Annotated in this window: 10 protein-coding genes; 6 read left to right on the top strand and 4 right to left on the bottom strand. The window is 63.8% G+C overall.

The genetic code is table 11. The features are described from left to right. Window positions 1–129: 129 nt before the first annotated feature. The gene (locus tag LOY26_RS12295; RefSeq protein WP_258714819.1) at window positions 130–6,489 is read right to left on the bottom strand and encodes a non-ribosomal peptide synthetase; all 6,360 of its coding nucleotides are present in this window, start codon (window positions 6,487–6,489) and stop codon (window positions 130–132) included. Between the two features lie 414 nt (window positions 6,490–6,903). Between LOY26_RS12295 and LOY26_RS12290 the strand changes: the two genes are divergently transcribed. The 4 genes from LOY26_RS12290 (at window position 6,904) to LOY26_RS12275 (ending at window position 12,398) form a co-directional block, all read left to right on the top strand. Then, window positions 6,904–7,686 carry a helix-turn-helix transcriptional regulator gene (locus LOY26_RS12290; protein WP_186664619.1) on the top strand — a complete coding sequence of 261 codons (783 nt, stop codon included), beginning with the start codon at window positions 6,904–6,906 and terminating at the stop codon, window positions 7,684–7,686. 17 nt (window positions 7,687–7,703) lie between these two features. Beyond that, a complete protein-coding gene (locus tag LOY26_RS12285) occupies window positions 7,704–9,152 on the top strand; it encodes an efflux transporter outer membrane subunit (protein ID WP_186661623.1) in 1,449 nt (482 codons plus the stop codon). Between the two features lie 55 nt (window positions 9,153–9,207). Next, window positions 9,208–10,098, top strand: coding sequence for a universal stress protein (locus LOY26_RS12280; RefSeq protein WP_186661621.1), 891 nt, complete (start codon window positions 9,208–9,210; stop codon window positions 10,096–10,098). 173 nt (window positions 10,099–10,271) lie between these two features. Further along, complete coding sequence (locus LOY26_RS12275; RefSeq protein ID WP_186661619.1) at window positions 10,272–12,398, top strand: TonB-dependent siderophore receptor; 2,127 nt, start codon at window positions 10,272–10,274, stop codon at window positions 12,396–12,398. A gap of 145 nt (window positions 12,399–12,543) precedes the next feature. Here the strand turns inward: LOY26_RS12275 and LOY26_RS12270 are convergent, their stop codons facing one another. The 3 genes from LOY26_RS12270 to LOY26_RS12260 all read right to left on the bottom strand — a co-directional run bounded on the left by LOY26_RS12270 (window position 12,544) and on the right by LOY26_RS12260 (window position 14,510). Beyond that, window positions 12,544–13,065, bottom strand: coding sequence for an acyloxyacyl hydrolase (locus LOY26_RS12270; RefSeq protein ID WP_033697688.1), 522 nt, complete (start codon window positions 13,063–13,065; stop codon window positions 12,544–12,546). A gap of 197 nt (window positions 13,066–13,262) precedes the next feature. After that, window positions 13,263–14,009 (bottom strand): phytanoyl-CoA dioxygenase family protein, encoded by a 747-nt coding sequence (locus LOY26_RS12265; protein ID WP_047583319.1) that lies wholly within the window; start codon window positions 14,007–14,009, stop codon window positions 13,263–13,265. Window positions 14,010–14,066: 57 nt separating this feature from the next. After that, the gene (locus LOY26_RS12260; RefSeq protein ID WP_186661617.1) at window positions 14,067–14,510 is read right to left on the bottom strand and encodes a carboxypeptidase regulatory-like domain-containing protein; all 444 of its coding nucleotides are present in this window, start codon (window positions 14,508–14,510) and stop codon (window positions 14,067–14,069) included. A gap of 445 nt (window positions 14,511–14,955) precedes the next feature. On the opposite strand from LOY26_RS12260, the gene LOY26_RS12255 reads away from it, so the two are divergent. Both LOY26_RS12255 and LOY26_RS12250 read left to right on the top strand, forming a co-directional pair. Then, on the top strand, window positions 14,956–16,941 hold the full coding sequence (locus LOY26_RS12255) for a type VI secretion system Vgr family protein (protein WP_258714818.1): 1,986 nt from the start codon (window positions 14,956–14,958) through the stop codon (window positions 16,939–16,941). 44 nt (window positions 16,942–16,985) lie between these two features. Continuing rightward, the gene (locus LOY26_RS12250) at window positions 16,986–17,417 is read left to right on the top strand and encodes a DUF1795 domain-containing protein (protein WP_258714817.1); all 432 of its coding nucleotides are present in this window, start codon (window positions 16,986–16,988) and stop codon (window positions 17,415–17,417) included. The last annotated feature ends 10 nt before the right edge of the window (window positions 17,418–17,427 follow it).

Genomic DNA, 17,427 nt, shown 5'->3' with positions numbered 1-17,427 from the left:
CGGTAAGCATCCTGCTTTGCCTGGAAATAGGGATCGTGGACACGCTAAAGGATCGTGACCGGTCGGTCTGACATGGGAAGCGGGGACAATTGCGGATAGCACCGGGGCCGCTATGCGGCCCCGGTGCTTTCAGATGCGCCTGCGTTTGCCCAGGCTGGGAATGGTGGTCTGCGGTATCACCACCTTGACCTGTTCGAGGCGGGTGCTGGCCGCAAGCCCCGCCAGGGTCGGCTGGCTGAACAAGGTGCGGGCATCCACATGTAGGCCGGCCTGGCGCATGCGTGCCACCAGGCCGACGGCCAGCAGTGAATGGCCACCCAGCTCGAAGAAGTTGTCGTCCCGCCCGACTTGCTCGATCTTCAGCACATCGGTCCAGATCTCGGCCAGCGCGGTTTCCAGCTCGCCGCGCGGGGCCTGGTAGGCGCGGCTGATCACCGACTCTGCACCCGGCGCCGGCAGGGCCTGGCGGTCGACCTTGCCGTTGTTGCTCAAAGGCAACTGGGCCAAAGCAACGAACGCCTGCGGCACCATGTACTCGGGCATGCGCGCCAACAGGTGACTGCGCAGTACTTCAAGCGCCGGGGCGCTGCTGCCCTCGCGGCAGGTGAAGTAGGCCACCAGGCGCTCTTCGCGCATCAGCACCACGGCGTGGCCGATTGCCGGGTGTGCGGTCAGCGACGCTTCGATCTCGCCAAGCTCCACCCGCAAACCGCGCAGCTTGACCTGGAAGTCGTTGCGGCCGACGAAGTCCAATTCGCCGTCCAGGCGGTAGCGCACCAAGTCGCCGGTGCGATACAGCCGGTCGCCCTCGACAAATGGGCTGGCGATGAAACGCTCGGCCTGCAGCGCCGGGAGCCCAAGGTAGCCACGGGCCACGCCGACACCGCCAATGTGCAGCTGGCCCACCGCACCCAGCGGCACCGGCCGGTCGTGCGCATCGAGCACATACAGGCGGGTATTGGCGATCGGCCGGCCAATCGGCGGCGCCAGCAGCGGCAGCGGCTCATGGGGCTGCAAGGTCCAGGCGGTGCTGTCTACCGTGGCTTCCGTGGGGCCATAGACGTTGTGTAGGCGCACCTTGGGCAGGCGCTCGCGCACACGCTGCAGCAACGCCAGTGTCAGTTCGCCGCCGCCGCAGAAGATGTCCGTCAGGCTGGTGCAACCCTCGACGCCAGGTTCTTCGAGAAACTGATGCAGCAACGCCGGCACGAACTTGATCGTGGTCACCTGGCTGGCCTGGACCCGTTGCACCAGGTACGCAGGGTCACGGTGCCCGTCAGGGCGTGCCAGGACCAGGCGCAGGCCGGCGGTCAGCGGCCAGAACAGCTCCCAGACCGAACCGTCGAAACTGAACGGCGCCCGCTGCAGCAGGGCATCGCCCGGGCGGGGCGGGCAGATTAGCGAACCCCAGTGCATCAGGTTGCACAGGCCACGGTGCTCGATCATCACCCCCTTCGGGGTGCCGGTTGAGCCCGAGGTGTACATCACATAGGCCAGTTGCGACGGGCCAAGGCCCGATACCTGCGGGTCAGTTGTCGGGCAGGCGTGCCAGTCGCCACGGTCGAGGTCGAGCACAGGGCCTGGCAGTTGGTCGAACAGGCCCTGGGTAGCGCCGTGTACCAGCACCACCGTCGGGGTACTGTCATCAAGCATGAAGCGCAGGCGCTCGGCCGGGTAGCCAGGGTCCAGTGGTACGTAGGCACCGCCCGCCTTGAGCACGCCGAGCAACGCCACCATGAGTGCGACGCCGCGCTCGACGCACACCGCCACCCGCGCATCGGGGCGTACGCCCAGGCCGATCAGGTGGTGGGCCAGGCGGTTGGCCTGGGCGTTGAGGGCCTGGTAATCGAGGAAACTGTCATCGGTCTGCAGCGCGATGGCCTGGGGCGTACGCCGCACCTGGGCCTGGAACAGCGCAGGCAAGGTCTGCGTGACCGGGCTTTGCAGGTCTTGCGTGGCGTTGAAGCCATGCAGCAAGCGGTGTAGCTCACCCTCAGGCACCGCGCACAACGCCGTCAGGCTTACGCTGCGGCGTTCGGCAAGGGCGCTGCCTAGCTGGCGCAAGGTCATCAGCAAGTAGTTCAATACCCGCTGCGCGCCAATCGCTCGCGGCGCACGCACGGCAAGCTGCAGCCCGTCGGCGTGGTCGTCGACCGTCAACACCAGGCCATGGCTCAGGACTTCACTGGCCTCGACCAGTTCCACACCCGGCAGCACCTGCCCGTGCAGCACAGCCCCTTGGCGGTAGTTGATCAGGCTGTCGAACAGCGCGGTGCCCGCCGGCAGGCCGCTGCACCGCTGAGCGAGCATCAGCGGTGCGTCCTCGTGGCCGAGCAATGCGGCCAGGCCCGTGTGGGTCTCGCCCAGCGCCTGTTCGACCGAACGATGCTCCAGCTGCACCCGCAACGGCAAACTGTTGATGAACATGCCCAAGGCACGATCAGCGCCTTTGCCCGCCATGCTGCGGCCCAGCAGCACTGTGCCAAGGGTGACTTCATCACGCCCGCCGAGGGTTCCTAGCACCTGGGCCCAGGCCAGGTGCAGCAAGCTGGCGAGGCTCGCCCCCTGATGCCGGGCCTGGGTACGCAACAACCCCGCCAGCGGCGCTTCGACGGCCTGGCTATGGCTGTGCAGATCACACGCATCCACCGGCTCGCCGCCGAGCCCGGCAATAGGCGCAGGCGGCTCAATGCCGGCCAGTTGCTCGCGGAAGAACGCCTCGTGCCGTGCCTGGCGCTCGGCAGCCGCACTCAGCGCTACATACTCGCGATAGGGCACAGGTGCCGGCAGCTGTTCGCCACGCCCGGCCATGAAGGCTTCGAGCTCGCCCAACAGCACCTGCAGCGAGACGGCATCGTTGACCAGGTGGTGGAAGCGCAGCAAACCCAGCCAGCTTCCGTGCTGGGCATCCTCGGTGCAGGCCAGCGCCATCATCGGTGCCTGACGCAGGTCCAAGGGCCGATGCTGGGGGTCGTAGTGGCTGCGCAGTTGCCCGGCGATGTTGCCGTCGGGCGCTGTCGTCAGCCAGTTATCGACCGGCAGGCGCGCCTGGCGCCAGACCACCTGCTGGGGCTGTTCGAGCCCCTCCCAGGCCAGGCTGGTACGCAGGATGTCGTGCCGGTTGATCACCTGCTGCAACGCCTCGCCGAAGGCCTGCAACTGCTGGGCGCTGGCAAAGGCGAACAACGCCTGCTGCTGGTAAGGGTCGCGTACATCGGTGACATGGTGGTACAGCAGGCCCTGTTGCAGGGGAGCCAGCGGATAGATTTCCTGCACGTTGCCAGCACCGCCCGGTACCGAGGCGACGATGCGGTCGATGGCGGTTTGCGTCAGCACGCTGAGCGTGAGCATGTCAGGCGTGATGCGCTGGCACTGCGGCGCTACCCGGTTGGCCGGTATGCGAGCGGCTTCCCCGACCATCACGGATGCGGCGAGGCTGGCCAGGGTCGATTGGCCGAACAGCACCTGCACATCAGCTTGCAGGCCTTGCTGACGCATGCGCTCGATCAGTTGCACGGCCAGCAGCGAATGGCCGCCCAGCTCGAAAAAGTGATCCTGGCGCCCTACCCGCTCGACCTGCAGCAATTCAGCCCAAAGCACGGCCAGGCGTTGCTCGACTTCACCAATGGGCACCTCATGTTCGCGGCGCACCTTGGCGGCTTCGTCCGCAGTCGGCAAGGCGCGGCGGTCAAGCTTGCCATTGGCGGTCAGCGGCCAGGCCGCCAGGTTGACATAGGCCACCGGCAGCAAAGCCGCTGGCAGGCGTTCGCGCAGGTGTTCATGCAGTGCCCGCGGTGTTACCGCCAACTGGCCGATGTACCACGCTTGCAGTTGGCCTTCGCGCAGCATCACCACGCTCTCGCGTACCGCCGCGTGGCTGGCCAGGGCGGCCTCGATTTCGGCCAGCTCAACCCGGACACCGCGGATTTTCACCTGGTCGTCGTTGCGCCCGAGGTATTCCAGGGTGCCGTCGGGCAACCAGCGCACGAGGTCGCCGGTGCGGTACATCCGCGCCCCTGGCAGCGTGCTGAACGGGTCGTCGAGAAAGCTCTCGGCGCTCATCTGCGGCCGCTTGAGGTAACCCCGGGCAACCCCCTTGCCGCCCACATACAGCTCGCCCGGGGCGCCGATGGGCAACAGGCGGCGCTGCTCGTCGAGCACGTACAACTGCGTGTTGGCCACCGGCCCGCCGATATGCAGCGGGCCACCTGCCGTCACCTCGCCCGAGGTCGCCACCACCGTGGCTTCGGTGGGGCCGTAGTTGTTGATGACCCGGTAGCGCCGCTCGCGGGCCATGCGCCGCAGGCGGTCGCCGCCAATCAGCAGGGTCTGCAAGGTGGGGTGTAGCTCACCTTGGGCGAAGGCATGCTCGGCCACCGGCGTGGGCAGGAAGCTGACATCCAGCGGCTGGGCGCGCCACCAGCGGAGCAAGGCATCGATGTCCTCGGCACCGTCACGCACGGGTGCCAGGTGCAGGGTCGCGCCGCTGCACAGGGCCGGCCACACCTCCCAGGCCATGGCGTCGAAGCCGAAGCCGGCCAGGCTCGACTGATGGCGGCCTGGGCCCAGCTCGAACGCACTGCAGTGCCAGTCGATCAGGTTGGCCAGCATGTGGTGCTCGACCATCACGCCTTTAGGCTGCCCTGTAGAGCCGGAGGTATAGATGACGTAAGCCAGATCGCTGGGCAGCGGCTGCGCAGGCCGGGCCAGGACGGCGGGCGGCGCATTCCAGTCCCAGCGATCCAGCTCGATCTGCGCCAGACCATGCGCGGGAAGGCGATCACACAGCCATGACTGGGTCAACACGACGTCTGGCTCGCTGTCGTCCAGCAGGTAGGCCAGGCGTTCCTGCGGGTGGGCCGGGTCGATCGGCACGTAGGCGGCACCGGCCTTGAGCACGGCCAACAGGCCGACCAGGGTGTCCAGGCCGCGTTGGGCGACCACCGCCACGCGCCGGTCAGGCTTGGCACCCAGGCTCGCCAAGTGCTGGGCCAGCGCGTCGGCGCGGCGGTCGAGCTCGCCGTAGCTCAGGCTCTGGCCATCCTGAAGCGCTGCCAAGGCCTGCGGCGTGGCCTTGGCCTGGGCCTCGATACGACGATGAATCAACGCCTCGCCATTGTCGGGCCCTCGTTGCGCCGTGGCATTCCACTGCCGCAGGCGGGCGTGCTCGCTGGCGGTCAGCAGGTCAAAGGACGCGATACTTTGCTCCGGTTGTTCCAGGCCTTGCTCAAGGACGTGCAACAGGCGCTCGGCCAGCGCCGTAGCGTCCTGTTCACTGAACCAGGCGCGGTTGTGCACCAGGTGCAGACGGGCGCTGTCACGTTGGCTGTTGCAGCGCAGGTGAATGCTTAACGGGGTGGGTTCATGGCCATTGCAAACCATCACGGTGTGGCCAGGCACGTCACCGAAACGCAGGTCGTTGCCATCCTCTTCGAACGACACCATCAGTTCGAACAGCTGCGGCCGCTCTTCACGCAATGCGCCGAGGCTGCGGTTGAGTTCGCTGAGGGCGAAACGCTGGTGGCGGAAGTCCTGCTTGAGCGCATCGCGTATCCCCTGCACCAGCGCCGCGAAGGTGCGCTCGCGGCCAAAGTCCATCCGCAACGCGCTGACTTGGGTAAACAGCCCCAGGGTCGACTTGAACTGCGCGTTGCCGCGGTTGCGCACCGGCAAACCGACCACCCACTCGTCACGCTGCCAGGTGCGTGCGCTGCACACATGCAGGGCGGCCAGCAGTACATGAAATGGCGAGGCCTGCAGCGTGCTTCCCAGCGCTCGCATACGTGCCAGCAAACGGACATCGAATGGCTGTTCGAGCACTGCGCTGGGCGGCGAAAGGTGCACCGCGTTACGCTCGCGCGGCGCCAGCAAGGCGTCCGGCAATTGCTGGTATCTAGCCAGCCAATAATCGCGGTCGCGGTCATGCCGTGGCGAACTCTGGTACTGGGCATCGTCCTCGATGAACGCCCGATAGGACGGTGCGCCGCTCGGCAGGGGCAGCCCCTGTTCGAGCAGGTTGTAGTATTCGGCGATCTGCTTGAACCACTGGTCCACCCCCCAACCGTCGAGGACCAGGTGGTGGGCCTGTACGGCAAACAGGTAGCGCTGCTCGCCCAGGCGAATCAGTGTGGTGCCCCAAAGCGAGCTGGCATCCAGGCGATAGGGCGTCTGCATCCGGGCTTGCAGCAGGGCCTGGGCGGCCGCCCACGGCGCCTCTGCATCGCGCACATCGTGCCGCACCAGTTCCACTTCCAGGGTGGGGGCAAAGTACTGCCGCGCCATGCCCCCCTGTGTCACCAGCACCGTACGCAGGCCGTCATGCTGGGCAACCAGGTGCGCCAGTGCCTGGCGCAGCCGCGCGGCATCCACCCCGCCGTTCAGTTCGACATAGGCGCCGATGTTGTACAGCGGCGAGTCGCCGTGGCTGATCTGGTCCAACCAGATGTCGCGCTGGGCAACGCTCAGGGCAAAGGTTTCGGCGGCAGGCATGAGTCGGCAGGTCCTTCTGATTGATCATCCGCGGATTCAAGCACCCCGCCCCCAGGCTGTATGGCCCCTGAAACCCGGACACACGCTGGACCTGTAGAAGCCTGCTGAAAAACATGTAGGAGATTTGCTACAGCATCTACCCGGTATTGCCTACACCCGAAACTATCGGCATGGAACAGGCCTGGATCGCCACGCTTCTGGCGTCAATTGGCTGGCCAAGCCCTCATTCGCCACTACCCACAGCGTCCGTGCCCCTGCACACCTGATCCGCAATCGGTGGCACTTTCTGTCCCCGTTTTCCACTACAGACGCAGCACCCCGGCCGGGCTTGAATACCGCCACTCCCACCTACCCCCAGAGGACTCGACCGCGAGACCACCCGCCGCAAAGCTTAGAATCAAGGAAGACAATGATATGAAGCTGACCGACAGCCTCGAACACCGCCCCGACCCGCAGTTGTATCTGCAACTGGGCGAACTGATCGCCAGTACCGGCGCCGAGCGCTTCGCCGACCAGATGTTGCATCTGGTCAATGCCCAGGTGCCGGTCCACAGGCTCGACCTCAGTGAATGGACCCTTGACCCACGCCAGGCCAGCGTCAGCCGCATCAGGGTACTGGGCAGTGCCGGCCCTGCCCCTGAACTGCCCAACGTCAACAACCTGCGCCACCCGCTGCTGCAAAGCATCATGCAGATGAAGGACCCGCTGCTGATCGAATTCAAAGCCCCACAACACGCAGGGCAGCCTCGCCAGAGTGCCCACCAGTGCAACCTGGTGTCCTGCAGCGGTGTGCAGCGCTGGGTCATCTGCTTTCATCGCTTGCCCAGCCAGCGTGGCTTTTCGCTGGCTGAACTGTCGCAACTGAAAAGCCTGTCTGACACCTTGCTGCCGCTGGTCGAGCACCACGGCCAGTTGCTGCGCCAAGGGGGGGCACGGCATGCCGGCTCGCCGCTGGCCGATTTGCCAGCAGGCTCGTTGCGCCATTCGTTTGGCGAGCGCCTGGTGCAGGAAGCCGTGAGGCTGTCGACCCGGGAACAGGAGGTCTGCCTGGGCCTGCTGACCGGCGGCACGGTGCCGGAAATGGCGCAGCGGCTGAACGTGAAAAACAGCTCGATCGAAACTTACCTCAAGCGCGCCACCGCCAAGCTGGGGGTCAGTGGCCGCCATGGCCTGACCAAATGGATGGCCGGCGCCTGACTCTGCGAGACCCACCGATGCCCCGATCTAGCCTTATCCTGTGCGCTGCGCTGTTGTGTGGCTGTTCGCTGGCCCCTGACTACCAGCGCCCAGGCGCAGCGGTGGCCGCGCACTACCCACAAGGGCCTGCCTATCAAGGCGATGTGCAGGCGCACCCGGCCGTCGATGACTGGCGCCAAGTGTTCCAGGACCCGGTATTGCGCCAACTGATCGACAACGCCTTGGCCAATAACCGCGACCTGCGCAGTGCAGCGCTGAATGTCGAGGCCTACCGCGCCCAGTACCGCATTCAGCGCGCCGAGCTGTTGCCCAAGGTCTCCGCCAATGGGCAGGGGCAGCGCCAGTACCTGCCGCGGCGCATGACCGGCACCGATCAGGGCATGATCAGCTCCACCTATGCGGCGACCTTGGGCGTGAGCGCCTACGAGCTCGACCTGTTCGGCCGCCTGCGCAGCCTCAGTGACCAAGCGCTGCTGACCTACCTGGCCAGCGACCAGGCCCGGCGCAGCACCCAGTTGAGCCTGGTGGCCAGCGTCGCCAGCGTGTACCTGACCTGGCGTGCCGACCAGGAGCTGCTGGCCCTGGCCAACGACACCCTGGTAGCGGACGAGCGCAGCCTGCGCCTGACCGTCAACCAGCGCCGCGCGGGTACTGTTTCGGCTCTGGACCAGATCCAGGCACGTACCAGCGTCGACAGCACGCGCGCGGCCGTGGCCCGTTACAAACGCCAGGTGGCCCAGGACCTCAACCAACTGACGCTACTGGTGGGTGCCCCTGTGGCCGACGACCTCCGCGCCCTGCCCCTGGCCAATGAACAGATCGCCGGCTTGCAAGCCGGCCTGCCCTCCGACCTGCTGCAACGCCGCCCGGACATTGTCCAGGCCGAGTACCAGCTGCGCGCGGCCAATGCCGACATTGGCGCAGCACGTGCGGCGTTTTTCCCCAGTATCAGCCTGACCGCCAATGCCGGCAGCACCAGCCCCGCGCTCAGCGGGCTGTTCGATGCAGGCTCGGGGACCTGGCTGTTCCAGCCGCAGATCAACCTGCCGATCTTCACCGCCGGCAGCCTGCGAGCCAGCCTGGACTACGCCCGGCTGCAGAAGGAGATTCAGGTGGCGCAGTACCAGAAGGCGATCCAGGGCGCCTTCCAGGAAGTGGCGGACGGTTTGGCTGCGCGCGCGACCTACCAGCGGCAGTTGCAGGCCCAGCGCGATTTGGTGGCGTCGAACCAGCGCTACTACGACCTGGCCGAGCACCGTTACCGCATTGGCGTGGACAGCAGCCTGACGTTTCTCGATGCGCAGCGGTCGTTGTTCAGTGCCCAGCAGGGGCTGATCAATGACCGCTTGGCGCAGCTGGTGGCGGAGGTGAATCTGTATGCGGCGTTGGGTGGCGGCTGGCAGGAGGCTGCCGACGCTCACGCTCGCGATGGGGCGCCCGACAGCGCGTTCGTGGGTCTAAACTGAACAGGGCCAGATCACCAGGCATGAACCGGGGGGCTTCCACACGCGGAGGTGTGAGATGAGCCAGTTCAAACGTTTGTTCGTCATGCTCGGCCCGCAGATGCGCCACACGCCCGCGCTGCAACGTGCGGCGGCCTTGGCCGAGTCTAGCGGTGCATTACTCGATATCAACGTATTCGTCGACGATGTCGACACGTTCGGCTTGATGAGCGACGGCCGGGAACGTGAACGGCTGCTCAGCGACAACCGCCAATGGCTGGCCGATGAAGCCGAGCAACTGGCCGATGCCGGCCTGGATGTGTCCACCGAATTGCTGCTGACCCGCGACCCGTTGGCCAGTGTGATCGAGCGCATCGAACGCCTGGGCTGCGACTTGCTGGTCAAAGACGTGCAGCACGAACCGGTGCTCAAGCGTTTGCTGGTAACCCCCCTGGACTGGCAGTTGCTCAAGGACAGCCCAGTCGCCGTGCACCTGGTCAGCGACATCCGCCTGCCCCTGCCCCGGCAGATCGCCGCCGCAGTAGACCTCAACAGCCATGGCGCAGGCGAGCACCTGGACGAGCAGGTGATCCACAGCGCCCATGCCTTGGCCTTGCAGTGCAACGCCGAGTTGCACCTGTTGCATGTGTGCGACGCAGCCAAAACCCATATCGCCGACTTCGGCGCTGGCACGGTCACCATGCCTGGGTTCGATGGCAGTGTGCGCAACGCGCAACGGGCGTCGTTCAACCGCCTGGGTGACCATCACCAGGTGCCATTGGAGCGCAGGCATTTCGTGGAGGGGCCGGCGATTCGTGCGATTGCCCAGTTCATCAGCCATAGCCGGGTCGATGTGATCGTCATGGGCAGCCATCGGCATGACGCCATGCAGACCTTCCTGGGCGGCACCACGGCGCATGTGCTTGAGCATCCGTTGTGCAACGTGCTGGCGATCAAGGCGGGGGCCTGAGGGTTTTCGTTACCTGCAGGTTGCGCGGCGTAGGAGCGGCCTTGCCGGGGCGGCGAGAGGTGAACTGGCACGGGCGCTCCATTTAAAAAGAATGCATTTGATAATGATTCGTAGTAATTTCACGCCGCTTTGTACCCCTTCCCCTAGCGCCCTACTCCAGGATCGTACCGTCGATGCGTCGCACGTTCGTTTCGCTTTGTGTGCTTCATGCTGTCTCCCCGCTGGCCTGGGCTGAACCCGACTCGCTCAGCGATTCCGCCCAGATTGAACTCCAGGCCTTGAACATCACCGGTACCGCCGACAGTGAACGTGCCGATGGCCCGGTCGTTGGTTACAAGGCGAGCCGTTCGGCTAGCGCCACGCGCACCGACACCGCCCTGCACGAGACCCCGCAGTCGGTCAGCGTGGTACCCAAGGACGTGCTCGAAGACACCGGCGCCACGCGGCTACAGGATGGCCTGGACTACGCCGGCGGTGTAGGCCGCGCCAACAACTTCGGTGGCCAGGGCCTGACCACCTTCACGGTACGTGGCTTTACCACGGGCGAGTTCTACCGCAATGGCTTCCCGATCAACCGCGGCTACCCCAATGCCCCCGACGCCAACACCGTCGAGCGCCTGGAAGTGATCCGCGGCCCGGCCACCAGCCTGTACGGCCGCGGCGACCCCGGTGGGACCTTCAACGTGGTCAGCAAGCAACCGCAGGCTGAACGCAAGGTCACCCTGGGCAGCCAGATCGACGACCAGGGCATGCACCGCGCCACCCTCGACGCCACCGGCGCGCTAAATGAGGAAGGCACCCTCGCCTACCGGCTGAACGTGCTCGGTGAAGGCGGCGAAAGCTTTCGCGATGATGTGCAGAGCGAGCGCTACGACGTGGCGCCCGTGCTCAGCTGGCAGGTCAACGACAGCACCCGGATCGTCTTCGAAGGCGACTTCATGCGCAACAACCACCCGCTCGACCGTGGCCTGACCCGCTATGCCACCCAGACCGGCAGCGCCTCGCGCGACACCTACATCTGGGAGAAAGGCAGCGACAATTTGCTGCACAACGACAACAACATGGCCCAGGTGCGCTTCGAGCACCTGCTCAATGACAACTGGACGCTGGCTGGCGGTTTCCAGTTTCTCGATGGCTCGCTCAAGGGCAACGCGGTTGAAGCCAATGGCGCGCCCGCTGACGGGCGCACCCTGCAGCGCAACTTCAACTATCGCAAGCTGGAATGGACCGACCGTGACTGGCAACTGAACCTCACCGGCCACTTCGATACCGGTGGTTTCAGCCACACGCTGCTGACGGGCATCGAGTACGAGAACTACGACTACAACTCGATCATCCAGCGCTCCTCGGCGGCCTATCCGATCGATATCTACAACCCGGTGCTCGGCCAGCCAAGGCCCGCGCTGACGCGTACCACAACGTGGGACAAGGAAAACCTGCAGACCTGGGCGTTCTTCATCCAGGACCAGGTGGCCCTGACCGAGCGCCTCAAGGCCTTGGCCGGCGTGCGCTTCGAACGCTTCGAGCACGACTACGACGACAAGCTGGTCAACACCCGCGACTTCAGCAAGGGCGAGAATGGCGTGACCCCGCGCTTTGGCCTGATCTACGACCTGACCGACACCGTGGCGGTCTATGCCAACACGGCGCGCTCATTCAAGCCTAACAGTGGCACGCCCGCTGGCAGCGGTGGCTTCGATCCCGAGAAGGGCAAATCCTACGAGCTGGGCGTGAAGTGGGAAGCGCTCGATCGCCAGCTGAGCATTGATGCGGCGGTGTACCACATCGTCAAGGAAAACGTGCTGGCACGCGACCCCAACTACCCCTTGGGTATTTACAGCATCGCAACGGGCGAGGTGCGCAGCCGCGGCCTGGACATCAACATCGCTGGCAATATCACCCCTGCGTGGCGTGTGATGGGTGGCTATGCCTATGTCGATGCCGAAGTGACCAAGGACACCACCGTGCCGACCGGCACCCGCCTGGCCAACATCCCGCGTAACAGCTTCAGCCTGCTGAACACCTACGAGTTCCAGGATGGCCTGGCCAAAGGCCTGGGGCTTGGGGTGGGGGTCAAGTACGTGGATGATCGCGCCGGCCAGACAGCCGCGACGACCTACACCATGGAACGCTACAGCGTGGTCGACCTGCTCAGCTTCTACAAGGTCAATGAACACGTGAGGCTAAACCTGGATGTGAAGAACGTCTTCAACAAGGGGTATGACGAAGGGGCGTTCAATAGCTACGCCTACCCAGGCGCACCGCGCACGGTGCAGGCCGGGGTTTCCTACACGTTCTGACCGCCGCGCAATTGTAGGAGCGGCCTTGCGTCGCGAAAGGGGCGCGGAGCGGCCCCCTACGTTCTTGCTGGCACCCGAAAACCCGGGGCCGCTGCGCAGCCCTTTCGCGACGCAAGGCCGCTCCTACAAGGCACCGGCACCGCAGTCAGAACGCCTTGCTGTAGAACAGCGAGTACGACTCGATCCCGTCGTTCGGCTGCTTGATGCCCGCATTCGAGTAGTGCATGGCACGGATGCCTACCTTCTGCGCCCCAGGCAGCTTCAGGCCAAAGCCGATGCGGTCCTCGAAGTTGACCGCAGAACCCAGCCGCTGGTTGCCCACATCCGTCTTGGAAAACGCCGCCAGGCCAATACCGGCCTCGATGTAGGGGGTGTAGGTGAAGCCGCTGAACTCGTAGGTGAACACCGGGCTGAACGACAGCGAGTGCGCGCCGCTGGCATCGCCGCCCTCCCAATAGGTGTAAGCCGCATCCCAGTAACCGGTCACATAGCCGGTACTGCTTTCCAGCCATTTCTTGTCCCAATCGAACGACAGGCCGATTCGGTAGGTCATGTCGCCTTGGCCGGTGGCACCAACGGCACCGGAAATCTGCGCAGCCTGAGCCAGATTGGCCCCGGCGAAGGCCAGCACTGCAGCGGCCAGCGAAGCAGCGAGACGGGTTTTCATCAATGACATCTCCTGATGGTCTACACGGCAAGTGGGGGCTTGAGCCCCTCGATCTTGTGCGGTGGCCGGCGCATCCAGACCGGTCACACGAGGTAATAATTTTTCGATTATTGTCCAGATAATCAGAAAGTTGAAAGAGCTTTGCCACTATCGGCTAATGCTGACGGCCAACGCCCTGCCGCGTGGCCCGAGCGGGTTCAGTCGTATTCCCCCTCTTCATGCTCCCCTAACAGCCGCCGCTGCCTGGGCGTGGCTTCCTCCAGCACACGTGGGTTGAACTGCCAATGCAGGTACGGTGAAAACTTCTGCGCCACCATGCGCCGGCCGTAATGCACTTGCAGCATGTCGCGCTCGCGCGCCTGCGTGCAGTTGGCGCCGCCGCTGTGCCAGACATCACTGCGAAACAGCAAAGCATCCCCCGCCTTGCACAATACCGGAAGCGCTTCACGCCCTTGCCATTGCACTTCGCCGGCCTGCGGCGGGCGAGCGGCACGATGGCTGCCCGGTACGATCCAGGTCGGCCCGATGCTGTGATCGATATCGCTGAGGTACACCTGCGCAGTCAGAATCTGCATCGGCTGGGTAAAGGCCCCGCGCTCGCTGATCCAGGCCGGCAGTTGCAGGGGCAGATGGTCAAGGTGCAGCGCCATGCCGGGGTAACCGGGGTGGCTACGCCAGGCAGTCTGGCCGATCACGTGGCAGTCCTCGCCAAGCGCGGCCTCTGCCAGGTTGATCAGCGGTGGCAGATCAAGAAACGGCAACCACAGCGGGTTGCGGTTGAACACGCATTTGTAGTGTTCAAGCAGCCCCTGGTAGTCCCAGTGAATCGGCTGCAAGTCATCGATAGCGCAGCGCAGCAGCGCGATGCGCAGGGGTTCGAGCACACCGGGGATCAGCACGAAACCCTGCTCGTCCAACATCTCCAGCTGAAGCGCCAAGCTCATGGCGGTGTGCTCCATTTCAGCAGGAGTACAAATGTACCCCTGCCCGCATTTTATCTGTCAACGCCAGTGCAAATTCACCGTGGCAGGTGCTTTGCCATCCACTACCACCTGTTGCTGGACAGTCTCACCCTCGGCATTGCCGGTGACCTTGTAATGACCCGGTGGTAGCTGCACAAAGAGCAGCGGGCCGACATCGGTAACGCTGAGCACGGGCTGCCCTTGCGCACTTTGAATATCAACAGAGGCACCGCTTTGGAACTTGCCTTGCGCGCCAGTCGAGAGTTCGACGTGCAAGTCATAGCCTTTGGTCTTGCGCAGGGCATTGGCTTCATCCTGGCCGATACCGCCTTGCAGGTAACGCACGCCGTTCTGCTCTTGCGGTTGCAACTGCACGGCCTGCATGTCGATGGGCGCATTGGGGTCGGCGGCGGCTGCCAACGTCCAGGGCAACGCCAGGGTGAACAGCAGCGCCGCGCCAAGGGCATAGTGATGATTACGCATGGTATGACCCTCCTTCTGAGGATGGTTTACCTATTATCCGATCCTTTGAAGGCACTGGCGTTTGCACTGATGCGTGGTCGTTGAGTCACGTCTACAGCCTCGCGAAGTGCTGCAGCGCGATTGTTCACGGGCTTGCTACTTGCGGTGTTTACGACATCTCTTTTCATAAACAGCCTGGATCAGAAATAACTTGCAAATCACACATTCGCTTACATCCAAATGCTCGACATGAAACCAACTATCGGTACATGGTTATTTGCTCTGCTCGCACAAACTAACACACGTTTAGTTTACAGCGGGGTGAGACAGTAGGGAATTTCCTACAAACATCTGGCTCGGCATCGCGCCACACCGAGAAACTACTTAGCAAATTGACCTCTATAAACAATGAACGCACTAACGCCACGGTAGGCATTGGAATAATTATTGGAAAAAGGGATTTCACATGCCTCGCCAATCCGATCTGCATTACAGCTTTCAGCCCCTCGTGGGCGATGCTCAATTCGACGTCGTGTCGTTCACGCTCAAGGAAGGCATCAGCCAACCCTTCTCGCTCGAGCTGGAACTGATCAGCTACCAGGACGACATCGACTTCGGCCAGCTGCTCGACCAACCTGTGCTGTTCACCCTCTGGGACCGCGAACGCCCCGTGCGTCATGTGCATGGCCTGGTCAGCCGTTTCAGCCAAGCGGAGAGTGGCTTCTACCGCACCTACTACCACGCGCTGATCGAACCGCAGCTGGCCCGCGCCAAGCTGCGCTCGAACTGGCGCATTTTCCAGCACAAGAGCGTCCCGCAAATTCTCGAACTGATGCTCAAGCGCCAAGGCATCAAGCAGTTCGAGCTACGCGCCTCCATGGACCATCAAGCGCGCGAGTTTTGCGTTCAGGCCGGCGAAACGGACCTGGACTTCATTGCCCGCCTGGCCGCTGAGGAAGGCTTCGTCTACCGCTTCGAGCACAGTGCAAAGCGCCACAACCTGATCATCACCGACCGGCTGCAATCGCTCGGTATGATCAGCCTTGGGGCCATCAAGGCCGAGGAGGAAGACGAGGGTTTCTTCGAAGAGGGCAAGCCGCTCGTTCCCTACACCGTGCTGTACCAAGCCAACAGCGGCGGCGACCAGGAAAAACCCTGCCTGCGGCGCCTGCGCTACAGCGAACAGGTACGTACCGCCCAGCAGGTGCAGCGCGACTACACCTTCACCCACCCGGCCTACCGCCAGGAACACCGGGCCGCAGGCCCCTTCCTGGAGCACCAGTCCAGCGCGTACGAACGTTTCGATTACCCAGGGCGCTACAAACGCGATGCCGTCGGCAAACCGTTCACCGAAAACCGCATCACCGCACTGCGCCACGACGTGCGCATCGCCGAGGTCAAGGGTGACGATATGCGCCTGCAGCCGGGCCTGAGCTTCACCCTGACGGGTCACCCCCGTGATGACCTCAACGTGCATTGGCGGGTGAACACGGTCACCCACGAAGGCAGCCAGTTCACCAGCCTGCAAGAGGAAGCCGCCGGCGTTGACCAGAGCACACGCTACGAGCAAACCGCGCAACTCATCCCCGGCAGAACCGAGTGGCGCCCGGCCCCGTTGGCCAAACCCCATGTCGATGGGCCACACATGGCCACTGTGGTCGGCCCGCCTGGCGAAGAAATCTATTGCGACCAGTGGGGCCGGGTCAAAGTCAGCTTCCCCTGGGACCGCGAGAGCCAGAACAACGAGTTCAGTTCCTGCTGGGTACGCGTGTCGCAAGGCTGGGCCGGCGGCAGCTGGGGCGCGATGGCCATCCCGCGCATCGGCCAGGACGTGATCATCCAGTACGTCAACGGCGACCCCGACCAACCGATGATCACCGGGCGAACCTACTGCGGCAACCAGCTACCGCCCTACGACCTGCCCGACCACAAGACCCGCATGACCATCAAAAGCCAGACCCACAAGGGGGATGGGTTCAACGAGCTGCGGTTTGAGGATGAGCTGGGCAAAGAGGAAGTGTTCATCCATGCCCAGAAGGACCAGAACACGAAGGTCAACAACAACCAGTCCCTCTCCGTTGGCGTGGATCGCACCCAACAGATTGGCCAGGACGAAACCATAGCTATCGGCCGCAATCGCCTGCGGGTCGTGAAAGCCAACGACACGTTGAAAGTCGGCGGCGGCAAGAACGACCTCATCGCAGGTGACTACGAAATCGAAGCGGGTAGCTCCTTACGCCTCAAGTGCGGCAAGACCCTTATCGAGATGCAGGCCAACGGCACACTCAACATCACCTGCGAAACCTTCAACCTCACCGCGCAGCAAACCGGGCAGATCAACACCTTGGCGGCAAAGCTCGACCTGAATCCCAATGGCGGCTCAGCGGGTGCGTCTGCAAGCGGGCGTGACAGCAGTGGGCTGAAGGCCGATGTGGATGGGCATTTCGAGTAACGCCCGTACCCGTCACGCAATGCATTCCAAGAAGGATCCCCTCGATGGCTAAATACCTTACTCAAGATGTAATCCTCGATCTGGGCGGCGAAGTCCCGCAGGACATGACGCTAAACATGCTGCGTTTCCACGAGAGAAACACCACCCTGGTGATTGCCCGCAGCCCTGTTGCCCACAACACCACATTGGACGAGGCCCTGAATGACCAACTGATCATTCTGCGCAAGCAGTCCAAGAAACTGACCCTCACACCTGCGACAGTCACCCGCCTCGGAAGCGCTGAGCACCCCGTGGATGCCCGCGAGATGACAATTCAGTTCATGGTCGGTGACAAGCCCAATTACCAACTGCAAGCAGCCTGTCTCGTACCTGGGCAGCAACGCATGCTGGTACTCAACTACAGCAAAGCTGGCCCGATGAGCGACGACGATATTGGCCACTGGCGCGCTATCAAACAGAAGTTTCGATTCGCCTGAGCAATCTCCC

This window comes from Pseudomonas sp. B21-047, assembly GCF_024748775.1.
Classification (GTDB): Bacteria; Pseudomonadota; Gammaproteobacteria; order Pseudomonadales; family Pseudomonadaceae; genus Aquipseudomonas; species Aquipseudomonas capeferrum.
Note: the sequence above shows the minus strand (reverse complement) of the source record. Positions and strands in the feature narration are given on the sequence as shown.

Coding starts and splice junctions, on each gene's coding strand:
- LOY26_RS12295 (WP_258714819.1), bottom strand. CDS start 6,489: ATGCCTGCCGCCGAAACCTTTGCCCTGAGCGTTGCCCAGCGCGACATC.
- LOY26_RS12285 (WP_186661623.1), top strand. CDS start 7,704: ATGCCCCGATCTAGCCTTATCCTGTGCGCTGCGCTGTTGTGTGGCTGT.
- LOY26_RS12280 (WP_186661621.1), top strand. CDS start 9,208: ATGAGCCAGTTCAAACGTTTGTTCGTCATGCTCGGCCCGCAGATGCGC.
- LOY26_RS12265 (WP_047583319.1), bottom strand. CDS start 14,009: ATGAGCTTGGCGCTTCAGCTGGAGATGTTGGACGAGCAGGGTTTCGTG.
- LOY26_RS12275 (WP_186661619.1), top strand. CDS start 10,272: ATGCGTCGCACGTTCGTTTCGCTTTGTGTGCTTCATGCTGTCTCCCCG.
- LOY26_RS12255 (WP_258714818.1), top strand. CDS start 14,956: ATGCCTCGCCAATCCGATCTGCATTACAGCTTTCAGCCCCTCGTGGGC.
- LOY26_RS12270 (WP_033697688.1), bottom strand. CDS start 13,065: ATGAAAACCCGTCTCGCTGCTTCGCTGGCCGCTGCAGTGCTGGCCTTC.
- LOY26_RS12250 (WP_258714817.1), top strand. CDS start 16,986: ATGGCTAAATACCTTACTCAAGATGTAATCCTCGATCTGGGCGGCGAA.
- LOY26_RS12290 (WP_186664619.1), top strand. CDS start 6,904: ATGAAGCTGACCGACAGCCTCGAACACCGCCCCGACCCGCAGTTGTAT.
- LOY26_RS12260 (WP_186661617.1), bottom strand. CDS start 14,510: ATGCGTAATCATCACTATGCCCTTGGCGCGGCGCTGCTGTTCACCCTG.